The 15,735-nt window shown below is 53.3% G+C and carries 11 protein-coding genes; 8 read left to right on the top strand and 3 right to left on the bottom strand.

Features of this window, described 5'->3' with window-relative positions; genetic code table 11:
- Positions 1-89 precede the first annotated feature (89 nt).
- The 6 genes from FE845_RS00335 (at position 90) to dinG (ending at position 8,239) form a co-directional block, all read left to right on the top strand.
- Positions 90-1,211 (top strand): beta-ketoacyl-ACP synthase III, encoded by a 1,122-nt coding sequence (locus FE845_RS00335; protein ID WP_200360709.1) that lies wholly within the window; start codon positions 90-92, stop codon positions 1,209-1,211.
- A gap of 30 nt (positions 1,212-1,241) precedes the next feature.
- The gene (locus tag FE845_RS00330) at positions 1,242-2,030 is read left to right on the top strand and encodes a VacJ family lipoprotein (RefSeq protein WP_200360707.1); all 789 of its coding nucleotides are present in this window, start codon (positions 1,242-1,244) and stop codon (positions 2,028-2,030) included.
- A gap of 29 nt (positions 2,031-2,059) precedes the next feature.
- The gene (locus tag FE845_RS00325; protein WP_200360705.1) at positions 2,060-3,550 is read left to right on the top strand and encodes a DUF3336 domain-containing protein; all 1,491 of its coding nucleotides are present in this window, start codon (positions 2,060-2,062) and stop codon (positions 3,548-3,550) included.
- A gap of 100 nt (positions 3,551-3,650) precedes the next feature.
- On the top strand, positions 3,651-5,348 hold the full coding sequence (locus FE845_RS00320) for an ExeA family protein (RefSeq protein ID WP_200360703.1): 1,698 nt from the start codon (positions 3,651-3,653) through the stop codon (positions 5,346-5,348).
- Positions 5,349-5,351: 3 nt separating this feature from the next.
- Entirely contained in the window at positions 5,352-6,041 is a 690-nt protein-coding gene (locus FE845_RS00315; protein WP_200360701.1) for a general secretion pathway protein GspB, read from the top strand.
- Positions 6,041-8,239 (top strand): ATP-dependent DNA helicase DinG, encoded by a 2,199-nt coding sequence (dinG, locus tag FE845_RS00310; protein ID WP_200360699.1) that lies wholly within the window; start codon positions 6,041-6,043, stop codon positions 8,237-8,239. Before FE845_RS00315 ends, dinG begins: the two co-directional genes overlap by 1 nt.
- Positions 8,240-8,474: 235 nt before the next feature.
- Here the strand turns inward: dinG and FE845_RS00305 are convergent, their stop codons facing one another.
- Positions 8,475-11,240 (bottom strand): LuxR C-terminal-related transcriptional regulator, encoded by a 2,766-nt coding sequence (locus FE845_RS00305; protein ID WP_200360697.1) that lies wholly within the window; start codon positions 11,238-11,240, stop codon positions 8,475-8,477.
- A 255-nt stretch (positions 11,241-11,495) separates the two neighbouring features.
- Here FE845_RS00305 and cysB point away from each other — a divergent pair, with 255 nt between their 5' ends.
- Positions 11,496-12,473, top strand: coding sequence for an HTH-type transcriptional regulator CysB (gene cysB, locus FE845_RS00300; protein ID WP_200360690.1), 978 nt, complete (start codon positions 11,496-11,498; stop codon positions 12,471-12,473).
- Positions 12,474-12,514: 41 nt separating this feature from the next.
- Here the strand turns inward: cysB and FE845_RS00295 are convergent, their stop codons facing one another.
- On the bottom strand, positions 12,515-13,237 hold the full coding sequence (locus FE845_RS00295; protein ID WP_200360681.1) for a phosphoadenylyl-sulfate reductase: 723 nt from the start codon (positions 13,235-13,237) through the stop codon (positions 12,515-12,517).
- Positions 13,238-13,478: 241 nt separating this feature from the next.
- Between FE845_RS00295 and thrH the strand changes: the two genes are divergently transcribed.
- Complete coding sequence (gene thrH / locus FE845_RS00290; RefSeq protein ID WP_200360679.1) at positions 13,479-14,093, top strand: bifunctional phosphoserine phosphatase/homoserine phosphotransferase ThrH; 615 nt, start codon at positions 13,479-13,481, stop codon at positions 14,091-14,093.
- A 58-nt stretch (positions 14,094-14,151) separates the two neighbouring features.
- Here the strand turns inward: thrH and pabB are convergent, their stop codons facing one another.
- On the bottom strand, positions 14,152-15,546 hold the full coding sequence (gene pabB, locus FE845_RS00285; RefSeq protein WP_200360677.1) for an aminodeoxychorismate synthase component I: 1,395 nt from the start codon (positions 15,544-15,546) through the stop codon (positions 14,152-14,154).
- Positions 15,547-15,735 lie beyond the last annotated feature (189 nt).

The raw sequence follows: 15,735 nt of genomic DNA, 5'->3' as shown, positions 1-15,735 counted from the left end.
GGGCGGGCAAAATCTATGGACTGTGTTAGTATTTCTGAAAGTACGATATTCCTGTCTTTCTATTTTCACACTCATGTCGTGGGGTTAGCGTGATAAAAGCCGTCATTAGCGGAACCGGTCTGTACACACCGCCAGCAACCATTGATAACGATGAGCTGGTTGAAGCCTTCAACCAATTTGTCGAGATGTATAATTCCGAACATGCCGATGCCATTGCGCGCGGTGAAACGGAAGCTTTGCAGCCTTCCTCCTCGTCGTTTATCGAAAAAGCCTCGGGAATAAAACGCCGCCATGTTATCGATAAAACCGGCATTCTTGATCCTAAGCGCATGGCTCCGTACATTCCTGAGCGCAGCAACGACGAGCCTTCGGTACAGTGTGATATGGCCGTTATCGCCTGCAACGAAGCCTTGGCGCAAGCAGGCAAAAAAGCCAGCGATGTGGATTCGGTTATCGTGGCCTGTTCTAACATGCAGCGCGCTTACCCTGCCGTCTCTATTGAAGTGCAGAGCGCTTTGGGCATTGACGGTTTCGCCTACGACATGAACGTGGCCTGCAGCTCTGCAACGTTTGGGTTGCAAGCAGCGGTTAACTCTGTCGAAAGCGGTGCTGCGCGCGCCGTGTTGGTGGTTAGCCCGGAAATTTGCTCTGGTCATCTGAACTTCCGCGAGCGCGACAGTCACTTTATTTTTGGTGATGCCTGTACCGCCATTCTGGTGGAGCGTGAAGAAAATACTCAGCCAGACCAAGGGTTTGAAATTCTTGGTACTCGCCTGAAAACAACGTTTTCGAACAATATCCGCAACAATTTCGGCTTTCTGAACCGGGCCGACGAGTCTGGTATTGGTAAACCGGATAAACTGTTTATCCAGCAGGGTCGTAAAGTATTCAAGGAAGTGTCGCCGTTGGTCGCGGAAACCATTCAGGGCCATCTCGAGAGTCTGTCGCTAGCGCCGGATAACCTGCGCAGAATGTGGCTGCATCAGGCCAACCTGAATATGAACCAGTTAATCGCCCGTAGGGTGCTTGGCCGGGACGCAACCGAAGACGAGGCTCCGGTGATTCTTGATGAATACGCTAACACCAGCTCCGCAGGCTCTATTATTGCGTTTCATAAACACAAAGATGATTTTACTAGTGGCGATGTGGGAGTTATTTGTTCCTTCGGTGCCGGGTATTCCATCGGTAGTGTTGTAGTGCGCCGACGCTGATAGCGAAAACCAACAACCCAAGAGTTGAGCATGACAAAATTTTCACCCCGGGGCTGGCTTGTTGCCATGCCACTCACGGTCATGTTGGCAGTGATTTTTTCAACGGCGCCCGCTTTGGCTCAGAACGCACCAGAGCCTGTCCCCGAGGGCGCCCCCAAGGTCAACCCGCAGGATCCGTATGAGAATTGGAACCGAAAGGTTTACAGATTCAACGATACCATTGACCGTTGGGCGTTGAAGCCCGTAGCAAAGACCTATCGCACGGTGGTGCCAGACTTTGCCGATCGCGCTATCACCAATTTTTTCAACAACCTCTCTGAAATCCGGAATTTCACCAACAGCGTGCTCCAGCTGAAGGGGGAGTCTGCCGTTGTTGCATTTGGCCGGTTCACTTACAACACAGTGTTCGGCCTTGGTGGTTTGTTCGATGTTGCAACAGCCTTTGATTTGCCTGAAAGACCTGAAGATTTTGGCCAGACGCTGGGTTACTGGGGCGCTGGCTCCGGCCCCTATCTAATGCTGCCGTTTCTTGGGCCATCCAGCCCGCGGCACCTAACGGGCCTGGGTGCAGACGGCTTTGCGTTCCCGTCTGCCTGGGACGAAGTCCATAGTCCTGAAACCTACTATGCCAGGGGGCTTCAAGTTGTGGACAAACGCGCCGATTTAATACCCGCAGAGGGGTTTATTTCCGGAGACGCCTATACGTTCGTTCGCAATGCCTTCCTGCAACGAAGAGAGTTTTTGATTAACGATGGCAAAGTAACCAAAGACCCGTTCGCCAGTGACGATAATGACGACCTTATGTTGGATGACTTCTGAGTCTTATCGCCATCCAAGGGAGACACGCGGTGCTTAAAGATCCAAAGATCCATAAATTCCGCAAAATGCTGGCCGAGGCACCGAATTACGAGGTTTGGAAGGCCGCGGCTTTGGAGCTGGACTTTCTTGAAGGCAACGCTGAATGGAAAGAAGATTTTGCCTCCGAGCATTACCACTACGAGTTGCTGTATGACCGTCTCAGCAGCATTAAGCAGTATCGCCAGCAGAACGATTTCGAGCGTCTTAAGCGGGCACTGCGCGAAGGCCTTCATCACGATCTTGGCAACATGGGGAATCCCGCCCTTTATACCCGTTCGCGGGTTGGCACCAAGCATCTGATTGAGGAATACATTGCTCAGGCCTGTGAAGCTCTGGACTTCCTGTGTGATCAGCCGATCCCTGATTTTCCAGTGGCTGATAAGCTACAGTTTTTCCGCGACACCCTCACCAGTTATGGCCGGCCAACACTCTTGTTGAGTGGCGGTGCCAGCTTGGGAATGTTTCATTTTGGGGTTATCAAAGCCCTCTGGGAACGAGGACTGCTGCCTCAGGTTGTTACGGGTTCAAGCGTGGGCGCCATTGTTGCGGGTATGTTGGGCGTACACACAGATGCTGAAATTCCCGAGATGTTGGTGCCTGAAAACCATAACCTGAGCGCTTGGAAATGGCGCGGCTTGCTCAGTGCCATGCGCGGTGAAGGTTTGATGGATCAGGAACAGCTGCGCTCATGCCTTAGAACCAATATTGGCGAATACACGTTCGAAGAGGCCTACCAACGCACAGGGCGCTCGATCAATATGAGTGTCTCACCCGTGCAGGCGCATCAAAAAGCACGGCTGTTATCCGGTTATACTTCGCCCTATTTGATGGTTTGGAGTGCAGCTCTGGCCAGCGCAGCGGTGCCCGGTATTTTCCCGCCGGTTACCTTGATGAAAAAAGATCTTCAAGGGCAGGCTTTGCCGTATATGCCCAGACTCAAATTTGTGGATGGTTCCGTTGTCAGCGACCTGCCCATTGAGCGCTTGATGCATCTTTATGATGTGAACTTCACCATCGTCAGCCAAACCAACCCCCACGTTGTTCCTTTTCTGAACGACCGGGGTAAGGATGAGAAGCTGTCCTTGGCCAATCTGCCCATGCACCTTCTGAAATCCGAGATACAGTTTCATGGGCGGGGAGTATTCGATTACCTTCGCAAACGTGCCCGCCCGGAACTGCTTCGGCAAATCTCTGGTCACATGTATACCATCATGGCGCAGCGGTATTCGGGCGACGTAACCATTGCGCCTACCTATGGCTTTAGAGACTACAGCCGAATGCTAGCCGACCCTAAGCCGGAATACGTGCGTGAAATGACCTTGGCGGGTGAACGTGCAACCTGGCCGAAAATCTCCATGATCCGCTCCCATGCACGCATCTCCAAAACCCTAGAACGCTGTGTGCGCCGCCTGAAACAGCAAAATCGCCGCAGTGTTGCAGATCTCAGGCTGATAAACAGTGCCGATTCCGGAACATCCTGAGATGACAGGCCCGCGAGGCGGGCGGTATGATACGCTGCTAAAGAGCCTGGCCCGGTAATTGGCCGATCAGCCCGGCGCCTGAGTATTAGACTGGACGCCCATGTATTACGACTTCTTCGGCTTCAGAGAACCGCCGTTCTCGATTGCGCCCGACCCCCGTTATCTTTATTTGAGTGAACGCCACAAAGAGGCGCTTGCGCACCTAATGTATGGCGTTCAGGGGCAGGGCGGCTTTATTGTTATTACCGGCGAAGTTGGCACCGGTAAAACCACTGTGAGCCGTTGTTTCATAGAAAACGCTCCGGCTCATGTCGACATTGCCCTTATTCTCAACCCTAGGCTTTCTGCCCGGGAATTGCTCTCCGCCATTTGTGATGAATTGGAGATAGCCCATCCGTCGGGGGCCACCATCAAACAGATGGTGGATCTGATAAACCAGAACCTGCTGAAAGCTCACGCGGCGGGTCGGCATAAGGTTTTGATGATCGACGAAGCCCAGAACCTGTCTGCCGATGTGCTTGAGCAGCTTCGCCTTTTAACCAATCTTGAGACCGCAGAAAAGAAGCTTCTTCAAATTGTGCTGCTGGGCCAGCCAGAATTGCAGCAAATACTCGCGTTGCCTAAGCTGCGCCAACTTAACCAGCGGGTAACCGCCCGGTACCATCTGGATGCCATCAGCAGTGACGAGCTACCGCTATACCTAAGCTATCGGCTTGGGGTTGCGGGTATGCGCGGTGATGTATTTGCGCCTGCCGCTGTCCGCAAGCTATACCGTTTGAGTAATGGTATACCTCGTCTGATCAACCTAATCAGTGACCGTGCTCTGCTCGGCGCCTACGCAGAAGGGGAACACGAGGTAACCGCCGCCCACATCCGGCAGGCGGCAAAAGAGGTTGCGGGCAACAAAAACCTAGGGCCGAAGCCTTCCGGCACGGGATTAAAACCGGACTTGTCCCGCTACCTTGTGCTCGCCGCGTCTGTTCTGTTGGCGATCATCACTACCTTTTGGGTGTACCAGCAATGGTCGGCACCGGATGTGATAACGCAGGTAGACGCAGCGCCGGTAGAGCTGGTTAGAACCGTGCAGCGTGACGACATGTTGGGCACAAAAGACGAGGATCAACTCCCCGCTGTGGCGGATGATACCCCTCCTGCCAAAGCACCAAACCCTTTCCGGTTTCCGGAACAGGCGTTGAGCTTGCCAGCCGCCTTCCGCGAGTTGTTTGATATATGGGGCCTTGCGTACAGCCCTTTGGAATCGCCGATTGCCTGTGAGTTTGCCCGAGCTTCCGGCCTTGATTGTTTAGAGCGACAGGGTAGCCGCCGAAGTTTGGAATTTCTCAACAGGCCAGCCATGCTGATGCTGCAAGATGAGGCGGGTAATCGAGGCTACGCAGTGTTGCGGCATATTGACGGCGATGTTGCTCAAATTGCCTTGCCTGAGGGCTTGGTTAGCGTGTCGTTTTCCAGTCTCGAATCCTTTTGGTTCGGGGAGTACCGGGTGTTATGGCAGTTGCCGGATTACGTGAATACCCGGGTGGATGAAAACGATGTTGCGGGCGAGGAGCTATGGATTGGTGTTCGCATGATGGAGCTTGCGGATACCTACGGAGAGTCGCCCGCCGACGCCGCTAGAATCAAGCGTATGTCTGCCCAACAACAGGTGCGTTGGTACCAGTCGTTACGGGGGCTGACCGTTGACGGCATTTCGGGTGCCATGACGGTTATTCAGATCAACAACGATCTTAATGCAGAGGGTCCTCGACTTGTGGGCACAAAGCCCGAAGGCAAGGGATAGACTATGTCCTATATTCTTGATGCCCTCAGGAAATCGGAAACAGAGCGCCGTCAGGGCAAGGCTCCGGACCTCGGGCAACAGGTACAACTGATACATCGCCCCAAGAAACGGCGAACCTCACCCGTGGTTTGGGTTGCACTGGCATTAATGGTCAACGCCGGAGTATTGGCGGTCGTGTTCTGGCCGGAGCGAACAACGCCAGAGCTCGAAGCAACGCAAGTGCCTGCCAGTGACGCAACCAGTCCTGTTCGTGCAGCTAAGCCTGAACCAAAGCCTGAGCCAAAGCCTGATCCCATGCCTGTGCAAGAGCCCGATGTTGCCCAGCAACCGGAGCGGGTGGCGGAGCCCGTAATAGAGCCTGTCCGCGAGCGGCCCACTATTATTACGCCCTCGCTGCGTCCGGAGCGCTCAATGCCCGCTGTCAGCCAGAGCGGCGTCAGGCCGCGAGTCCCGCACTTGGTGGAGTTACCCCTTTCCTTTCAGAAGAGTATTCCCGACTTGATGTTCAACAGCCATATCTATTCAACAGACCCCTACGCCAGCCGGGTGATGATCAATGGCCACTATCTTAGCCAAGGTGAATCTTTTTCCGGTATTACGGTAGAAGAGGTCACAGAAAATGGCGTTGTGCTTAGTAAACAGGGTAGAACCTTCCGCGTGGGTGTTGTTCGCGACTGGGTGAGCCCGCGCTGATGGCATTAACCGAGGACATAAAGCAGCAAATCCAGCAAAGTTATCGGGAAGTACTCGCAGGTAAGGGCGTGCGTGCCCGCTACGGTCAGCGCTTAATGATTGCCGAAATTGCCAAATACATGGGCGAGATCACTGAAAACGATGGTCAGCGTACCTCGCCTCCAGCGGCTTGCGTGGTTGAAGCAGGAACAGGTACCGGTAAAACTCTGGCCTATTTGATTGCGGCGATTCCCGTGGCCCGGGCACTGGGCAAAACCTTGGTGATTTCAACTGCCACTGTAGCGCTGCAAGACCAGATTGTTCTGAAAGACCTTCCGGATTTGAAAAAGCACAGTAAGATGGATTTTAGCTGGACGCTGGCCAAAGGCCGTGGCCGGTATTTGTGCATGTCCCGTTTGGAATCCCGGTTGCACGACGAAGGCAACGGCGACAGCGATACCATGCCGCTTTTTCTTCTGGATAGTCCCGGTACAGAAGAGCCCGGCACCCGGGCATTCTTTGAGGAAATGCTGGCAAGTTATGGCTCCCGTAAATGGGACGGAGACAGAGACCACTGGCCGGAGCAGATACCCGACGAGATTTGGCGGCAGGTAACGACCGATCATCGTCAGTGTACTAACCGGCACTGCAGTTACTTCGACAGCTGCGCATTTTTTGATGCCAGAAAGGACTTGGATGAAGTAGATATAGTGGTGGCAAACCACGACCTTGTTCTTGCCGATCTGGCTCTGGGGGGTGGTGCTATCCTGCCAGAGCCCGAAAACGCGTTGTTTATCTTTGATGAAGCTCACCATCTGCCAGACAAGGCGCTGAATCACTTCGCGGCAGCTGTCCCGCTAAACTCTACCCGGCAATGGCTGAAGCAGTTATCCCAGATGCTGGCCAAAATGCAGCCCTATTTTGCGCCCGCAACTCAAGCCGCTAAAACGGTTGACCGAATCAGCTCGGCCTCTCGCGATGTGGACTTGGTGTTGGCCCGCGTTTACGAAGAAACGGAGCAGAATACCGGGTGGGAGTTTAACGAGGAAAGGCGCTCAGCCCAGTGGCGTTACCCAGAAGGTGAGTTGCCGGAGGCCTTGGCTGAACTGGCGGCCGAAAGCCGTATTGCCACCGCTAATCTGGTGCGCCATTTGGGCGCGCTAGCCGACGAGTTGCAAGGTGCGTTTGATGAACGGAAACAGCATGAAATTGACCGGGATACGGCGGAAGCCTGGTACCCGGTCATTGGCGCCTTTCATAGCCGTTCCGAGGATCAGTTGCGGCTGTGGACAGCTTGGACGGAACAGATTGGCGGCCCGAAGGTGGCTGAAGACAGCGAGCAAGCCAACAGTGACCCCAAACCACAAAGCCCATCACACAAAAGCCCCCCTCCTGCCCGTTGGAGCGTGCGGCAGCGCTGGGACCATGCAGAAGATATCACTTTGTACAGTTCGCCAGTGTTGGCTAATAATTTGCTTTATTCAAGGCTGTGGTCACGAGCCTACGGCGCCGTGCTTACCAGTGCCACACTGACAGCGCTTGGCCGTTTCGACCGGCTTCAGGCCAGAGCTGGGTTGCCGGAGGCAAGCCGTTTGCTGGTCGTGCCCAGTTCCTTCCGCTACGCAGAAATGGCCACGGTTGAAGTACCGTCCATGGCGTGTATGCCTACCGATGATGGATTTGCCGACGAGCTGATTAAACGTTTACCGCATGTATGGGCCGGTGAAACCGCCACACTCGTGTTGTTTACCTCGCGCCGACAGATGCACCAAGTGCGAGATGCACTGGCACCGGAATATCCAGACCTGATCATTACCCAGGACGATATGTCCCGGGGTGAAGTGCTGCGCCAACACAGGAGCCGCATTGATGAAGGCAGGGCCAGCGTTTTATTTGGCGTGGCCAGCTTTGCAGAGGGTATCGATTTGCCCGGCAAGTATCTGCACCACGTGGTGATTACCCGGTTACCTTTCTCGGTTCCAGACGACCCCATTGAAGCTGGTTTGGCTGAATGGATCAGCCAGCGTGGTGGTAACCCCTTTATGGAAATTACCGTGCCGGATGCGTCCATCAAGTTGGTGCAAGCGGTGGGTAGGCTGCTACGGACGGAAGAAGATACGGGCAGGGTGAGCATTCTTGATCGTCGTATTGTCGCAAGACGCTACGGGCAGTTGCTGCTGGATTCGTTACCACCGTTCCGGCGTATTATTGAGCGGTAAAAAAGAAGCCAGCCCGTGGGCTGGCTTTTACAAAGGGTTCTGAAAGAACCCGTGCGTAGAGATAAAACGCAATAAGAAGTCTGAAGGCCTGAAGTTTCAGAAATCAGTAGTGAGGGCTTGCCTCACCGTTGAAACAATAATAAGGGAGTAGGGGGCGTAGCCGAATCGTCCAAAGGGCGTAGCCCGAATAATAATTTCGAATAAAGTGTGATGCGCATCACAAAGTTCCTACACATTATTGCGTGAGGATGCCCAGTTCCCGAGCCCGGACAAGCGCTTCTGTTCTCCTACCTACACCGAGTTTGCCGTATAGATTTCTTATGTGCGCTTTTACTGTTGCAGGTGCTACGCCCATACTGGCCGCAATATCCTTGTTCGAATACCCAGCGTTAATGAGTTCCAGCACCTCCAGCTCACGTTGGCTAAGAGGCTCTGCAAGCTTTTTGACAGAATCGCCTGCGGCGGTTTGGCGATGGTCCGGCTGAGTGTTCGGTGCAGCTGTTTGCTCTTTTTTGTCACTCGCGTTTTCAGTTTTCGGGCTCAAGAGCATGTCGGTAAGGCTTATATGCCAGCTGCCGCCGGTTTTTACCATGGCGGATGCAAGTAAAAGCTCTTGCAGCCGGGGGCTTTCCTCGGCAAAAAGTCTCAAAAAGCCCGCCTCGGCAGCCATGCCAACAGCTTGTGCCAGTCGATCCTGACACTCTTTATCACGATATAGCTGCGCCAAAGCTTCGCCGGACACTAGCAGCGCTTCTACCATGTGCCGGTTGTGCTCGTTTCGCTGGGCGTCTGATATAAGCGCTTCCAAAATCTCCAGCGCCTGTTCTGGCTTGCCCTCGGCAACCAGCAGCCGGGCGTAGCTGATGCTATTTTGTTCTCGGTTCAGCGGGTTGGTAATGGTTTGGCTTTCGACCGACTCTAGAATTCGCCGAGCCTCGCCGGGCTGGCCCTCTGCCAGAAAACATCGGGCTAGCAGGGCAGAACTGGCGGGCGGCTCAAAGACAATGTGCTCCCTGCGCTTTCGCCCCACTTGCTCGGCATCTTCGAGATAGCCTATGGCGTCTTTATAGCGGCCGTCGCTGAAGGCGAGGTGCCCGCGAACATGCTGAATAATAATGTGTTGCCCTGGCTCAGCGCCTTTGTTGATATGCTCTAGCAAAGGTTCGAGATGGGCGGCTGCATCTCTGAGCTGGTTGCGCTCCCGGAAAATCTCGGTCAGTGCGGCGCTAAGCCAGCATGAGATAAGCCTTGGTTGGCTCGGGTCTGAGTAATGCTGGTCTACCCACTTGCGCACCTCTGTGCACGTGTCCAGAGCGAGATCCATATCGCCCCGGTTGTACTGTATCCAAGCCAGCAGGCCTCCGCTGGAGAGAACTGTGCTTGGTTTGCGTTCAACCTGTCCGTAATGGACGGCAGATTTCAGCGTGTTCTCGGCACCGGGTAGGTCGCCTTTGCCATAATCGTCCAATCCAATGCCGTAATAGGTTACCGATTTCAGCGGAATTCGCGTGTGGTCTATGTCCGCTAGAACTTGTTTGGTTAGGTCACTTGCGCTTTTATCATCGCTACGAGAGCGGGCGAGGTAGGAGCGCACAAGAGATACTTCGCTCTGCAGGCCAAGCGCCCCCTCAGCATCCGGGGCAGAGTCGGCAACGTGGCGGTCAAGCAAGTCTTCAATATTGGCGAGTAAGGGCTCAAGATGATCAAGCCGGTTTGCGAAAAAACGCCCCCATACACGCAACATCTGCAATTGGGCGCTTTCCTCGACCTGCTCTGCGGGCAGCGCATCGAGCCAGTTTAGAACCGGTAGATGGTAGCCTCCGTGAATCAGGTTGTTACCGTGGGTTGCGAGAACCTTTGCCAACCATGGCCAGTCTTCCTCCTGCACAATCTGGGCAATGGCTCCCTGAACCTGCCCATGGTTTAGCAACCATTCCACTGCCCGTTGCCAGAGAACCTGAGCCCGTTCCGGGTCGGCGTGGCGGATTCTCTGTAGTAAAGCATCACGAAACAAATCGTGATACCGAAACCATTCATTGTGATTGTCCAGAGGAATCAGGAAGAGATGTTGTGATAGAAGGTTCTCCAGCTTTTCCTGACTGTCGTTTGTATCTCGAAGGGTGTCACACAAAGAGGCGCACAAACGTGGGCAGCACGAAGTGTCCAGAAGGAAGGCCACCGTATCTTCTGGCTGTTTGTCCAACACCTCGCTGAGAACATAATCACTAATGTGCCGCTCATTGATGCTGAGGGCAGCCTGTGGGCTATTTGAGTCAGTGGCAAGGTTGTTTTGTTCCAAACCGCTGTCACTTCCGGAAAGCGCCGAAAGCTGCATAGCTGCAACCCAACCCTCTGTGCGGCGGCAGATAGCCTGTACATCTTTCTCTGAAATGCTAAGCCCCATTGTGTTGTGAAAAAACTCGCGGCATTCGTCTTCGGAAAAAGCCAGTAATGCCGGGTGAATTTCCTGCAGCCATCGGCGTACGCGCCAACGGGCCAAAGGCAGAGGAGGTTCCGTGCGGGAGGCCAAAGTAACGGTAACCCCGGCAGGCAGGTAATCAATAAAATACCCGAACTGGCGATGAATTCGGTCGTTGGCAGCAAACTGGAAGTCATCCAGTACCAAAATCCACGGGCTGCCATCGGCTGCCAGCGCATTAACCAGTGCGGTTATGGCGCTGCTTAGACTGTCGTCGGTATTGCCAGAAAGGCTTTTATGGCATGGCTCTAAACCGGTAAGGCCCGCGTGCTCGAATGCGCTTGCAACATACTGCCAAAAGCGCTGGGGGTCATCGTCGTGCTCATCCAGAGATAGCCATGCAATTGGCCCACTGGTGCGTGAGCACCATTGACTTACCAGCGTTGTTTTACCGAATCCTGCTGGCGCTAATACAAGGTTCAAGCGCTTTGGGTGGCCTGGTGCCAACAGCGAACTTAGCCGTTCGCGCTGCACGGCTCTTGAATCAGAGGCGGGCCTGAGGAATTTGGTTGTTAACAGCATTGGTGTCCTGCGAACCGAATAAAAGAATAATGTTGAATTGTGTGCTTTGTCTCTAGCAAGTCAATGGCTGCAGAAACAAACAGGGGCGTTTTAGGCTGCGGAGATGCGATTTTGGTCTAAACTGAATCAAAGAGTTCTTCTATACTAAAAAAGAATGAAAAGCGGGTCTTTTATGCGTATTCTTAGCCCTTGTTTGCCCGCTTTCATCCACATTCAGCCCGCCCAAGGTCGGACATTCAGGGAGCCACAGAGTCAATGAAACTACAACAGTTGCGCTATATTTGGGAAGTTGCGCACCATGATCTCAATGTGTCGGCAACCGCCCAGAGCCTTTTTACGTCTCAGCCGGGTATTTCCAAACAAATCCGACTTCTTGAAGACGAGTTAGGGCTTGAGATTTTCGCCCGTAGCGGAAAGCACCTTACCCGCATCACTCCGGGTGGCGAAATCATTGTTCGCGAGGCCGGAGAAATTCTACGTCGGGCTGAGGGAATTAAAAAGATTGCCCAGGAGTTCAGTAATCAACGTAAAGGCGACCTGAGCATTGCCACAACCCACACCCAAGCGCGCTACGCTCTTCCGCCTGTGATCAGTGGTTTTATTGAATCCTATCCGGATGTGTCTTTGCATATGCATCAGGGCACACCCATGCAAATATCTGAAATGGCCGCAAACGGTGCCGTTGATTTCGCCATTGCAACAGAAGCTATGGAGTTGTTTAACGACCTTATCATGATGCCCTGCTACCGGTGGAACCGCACGGTGATTGTGCCCAAAGGCCACCCGCTTACGCAGTTGCCAGAGCTGACTCTGGAGGCTTTGTCTGAGTACCCGCTGGTAACTTATGTGTTTGGCTTTACCGGGCGGTCGAAGTTGGATGAGGCGTTTAAAACGAAAGGCTTAACACCCAAAGTGGTGTTTACAGCGGCGGATGCCGACGTTATCAAAACCTATGTGCGATTGGGTCTAGGCGTTGGAATAATCGCCAGCATGGCATTTGATCCCAAAGCCGATCCGGATTTGGTCGCTCTGGACGCGAAGAAACTGTTCAGCCCAAGTGTTACGCGGATTGGTTTCCGCAAGGGCACCTTCTTGCGCGGTTATATGTACGAGTTTATCCAGCGCTTTGCTCCCCACCTAACCAAAGAAACGGTTGATGAGGCCGTGGCGCGGCAGAGCAATCGCAGTGAAATCGAAGCGTTGTTTAAAGATGTAAAACTGCCGACGTTTTAAACGGCTGGCAGTTTTACATAGCCTCAATCGGCGGCCTATGTTTACTGGCGGGCGATCACGTTACCCGCATGTAGGCCGCATTCTTTCTGGGTAGCTTCTTCCCACCACCAGCGGCCTTCCCGTTCGTGCTGCCCGGGCAACACCGGGCGAGTGCAGGGTTGGCATCCGATACTGACAAAGCCCTTTTCATGCAGCTTGTTGTAGGGGGCTTCTGACATGCGGATGTAGTCCCAAACTTCTTTTGATGTCCAATTGGCCAGTGGGTTGAACTTTACCAGTGTTTTATTCGGGCCAGAGAAGGTTGCATCTTCCTGTACAACCGGAACCTCGTTGCGAGTACCCGGGCTCTGGTCTTTACGCTGGCCGGTAATCCATGCATCGACGCATGCAAGCTTGCGCTTGAGAGGGTTTACCTTGCGAATGCCGCAACACTCGCTGTGGCCGTCCTCGTAAAAGCTGAACAGCCCCTTTTTGCTTACCAGATCTTGAACGTCGTCGGCGTCGGGGAACAGCACCTCGATGTCGATGCCATAATGCTTGCGAACGCGCTCAACAAACTCATAGGTTTCCGGGTGCAGGCGGCCGGTATCGAGAGTGAACACCTTTAGGTTATCTGTCAGTTTGTGTGCCATTTCGATGAGCACCACGTCTTCGGCGCCACTGAAAGAAATAGCGATGTTGTCATAGCGCTTTAAGGCAGCCTTCAGAATGGCCCGTGGGCTTTCGCCAGCCAGTTCGCTCTGTAGATCGTGGATATTGCTCATAAAAATCACTACCTGATGCGTATTTGGTGGCAGGTTAGCATTAAATTCCTAATTCCATGAAGTAATGACAATCTATATGGTTATGCCAGATTGGGTGGTTATGGGCTGTAAATTCCTTGTTTTGTTGCAATGTACGATGCATTCTCCGCGTGTTTTTCTTATGATACCGCGTCTATAAAAGGGGAGCGGGCCTTGCTCCTTTTGAGAATTCTAACTTGCAACATTGAATCAGGAGATCACTGTGGAACTGGCATGTCTTGACCTTGAAGGTGTATTGATCCCGGAAATCTGGATCGCGTTTGCAGAAAAAACCGGTATTGATGAGCTCAAGGCGACCACCCGCGACATTCCTGATTACGATGTTCTTATGAAGCAGCGCCTGCGTATTCTGGATGAGCATGGCTACGGTTTGCCAGCCATTCAGGAGGTCATCAGTACACTCGACCCACTACCGGGTGCACGGGAATTTTTGGATTGGCTGCGCGAGCGGTTTCAGGTGGTGATTCTGTCTGACACCTTCTACGAATTCGCCATGCCTTTGATGAAAAAGCTGGGGTACCCGGCGTTGCTGTGCCACAAGCTGGAAGTAGCAGACAACGGCCAGATTACCAACTACCTGCTGCGTCAGAGAGACCCTAAGCGACAGTCGGTGCGTGCCTTCCAGTTGCTAAACTATCGCGTAATCGCAACAGGGGATTCCTACAACGACACCACGATGCTGGGGCAGGCTGAAGCAGGCATTCTATTCCACGCACCCCAGAATGTGATTGACGAGTTCCCTCAGTACCCGGCTGTGCAGGAGTTTGAGGAGCTGAAGAAGGAATTCCTGAAGGCGAGTGCCGTTCATAGCGTTTGATAGCACACTACGCTAACTAAGGCCTTCATGTGTAGGAGCTATTGAACCGGAGTGGCAGTCAGTCGCTCCGGTTCAGATTCTCCAGAAAATCCATCAAAGGTTTCACTTTGGTGAGCGTTTCCTGATATTCGCTCTCCGGGTCGGAATCTGCAACGATTCCTCCGCCACCCCAGCAGCGAATGCTTCCTTGTTCTTCAGTTCCCGGTTCAACTTCACTGCTTTCACACAGCATAGACCGAATGGCAATGTTGCTGTCTAAAATGCCGTCTAAGCTGCGATAAAACACCGATCCGCAATACGGGCCACGCCAATGGGGTTCGAGCTCACGAATAATTTCCATGGCTCGGATTTTTGGTGCACCCGTAATAGAGCCTCCGGGAAAGGCATCGAATAACACCTGCATAGGTAAAGCATCTTCCGCCAGTTCGGCGCGAATATGGCTCACCAGATGGTGTACGTTGCGGTAAGACTCAAGCGCAAAGAGGCTATCGACTGTTACCGACCCTGCCGCAGCGTGAACACTCAGATCATTGCGCAGCAAGTCCACAATCATCAGATTCTCGGCGCGGTCTTTTTCTGATGCTTCCAGGTCAGCGGCAAAGGCCGCATCTTCGATAGCTGTTTTGCCTCTTGGTCGAGTACCTTTAATCGGGCTGGTTTTAACGGTACGGCCGCGAATTTCCAGAAAACGTTCGGGGGAAATAGACAGTACGGCCCCCGATCCTACTCTTAAGAATGCGCTATAAGGGGTGGGGTTAGCTTCTGCCAATGCTAGAAATGCCAGCCAAGGATTTCCTTTGTAGTGGCCTTTGAATTCTTGAGACAGGTTCACTTGATAGCAGTCACCTGCGTTAATGTACTCCTGAACCACCCCCACACCCGCAGTAAACGCTTCAGCTGGCTGGCGCGCTTTAAACGGTGAAATCATGCGCCAGTGTTTAGTGCGCTCGCTCGGCTCTGGGTGAATCTGGTGTTGCCAAGACTCAAGGGTACGCCGGGTATCTTCCGGGCACTCCGGATGAATCCAAAGATGGTAAGTATCGGTAGCCCGGTTGTGGCTGGCGGCCCAAAGATAGAAACCAGCGAAGAGCAGGGGAGTTGCTGGCAATGGACAGAGTCGGGCAAGCCGGTTTTCTTTGATGTATCCAAATTCGTAACCTAAAAAACCGACCCAGCCGCCTGTTAGAAGGCCTTGTGGCTCCTGAGCTGGAACTTCGTAACGTGTAATCAGGCGTTCCATTTCGCTGGAAAGCTGTCTCGTATTGATTGGCTCATTGGGCTTTGCATCTACGCGCTTTGTTGTAATCGCGCAGGCGGTAAAGCCTCTGAACAATCCACGGCCATGGCCTGTTCCCGTACTGCCCAGATGGGCAAAGTCCGGCTCGTTGGCAGCGTTCTCAAGCAATTGCTCGTAGGCTTCACGGCTAAGCAGGGAAGAAACAGGAAGTGGCAAATTAACTCCGGTTAATTAGAAGAATGATACTCAGGCCACAAAACGGGCATTGTCGGCTCCCGCGGGCCACTGGTCTAATGGAGAACCACAAAACGACCAGCTACCAGCCCGGATTCGGAAAACCGCATTCTAGCCGAGTTGGCCAGCCTTAGCGTACCCATTAACGCAAATACAACAGGAACAAGAATC

Origin of the sequence: Marinobacter sp. 1-4A (assembly GCF_016597725.1) — a bacterium.
Taxonomy (GTDB): Bacteria; Pseudomonadota; Gammaproteobacteria; order Pseudomonadales; family Oleiphilaceae; genus Marinobacter.
This window is presented reverse-complemented; position numbering and strand designations above follow the sequence as displayed.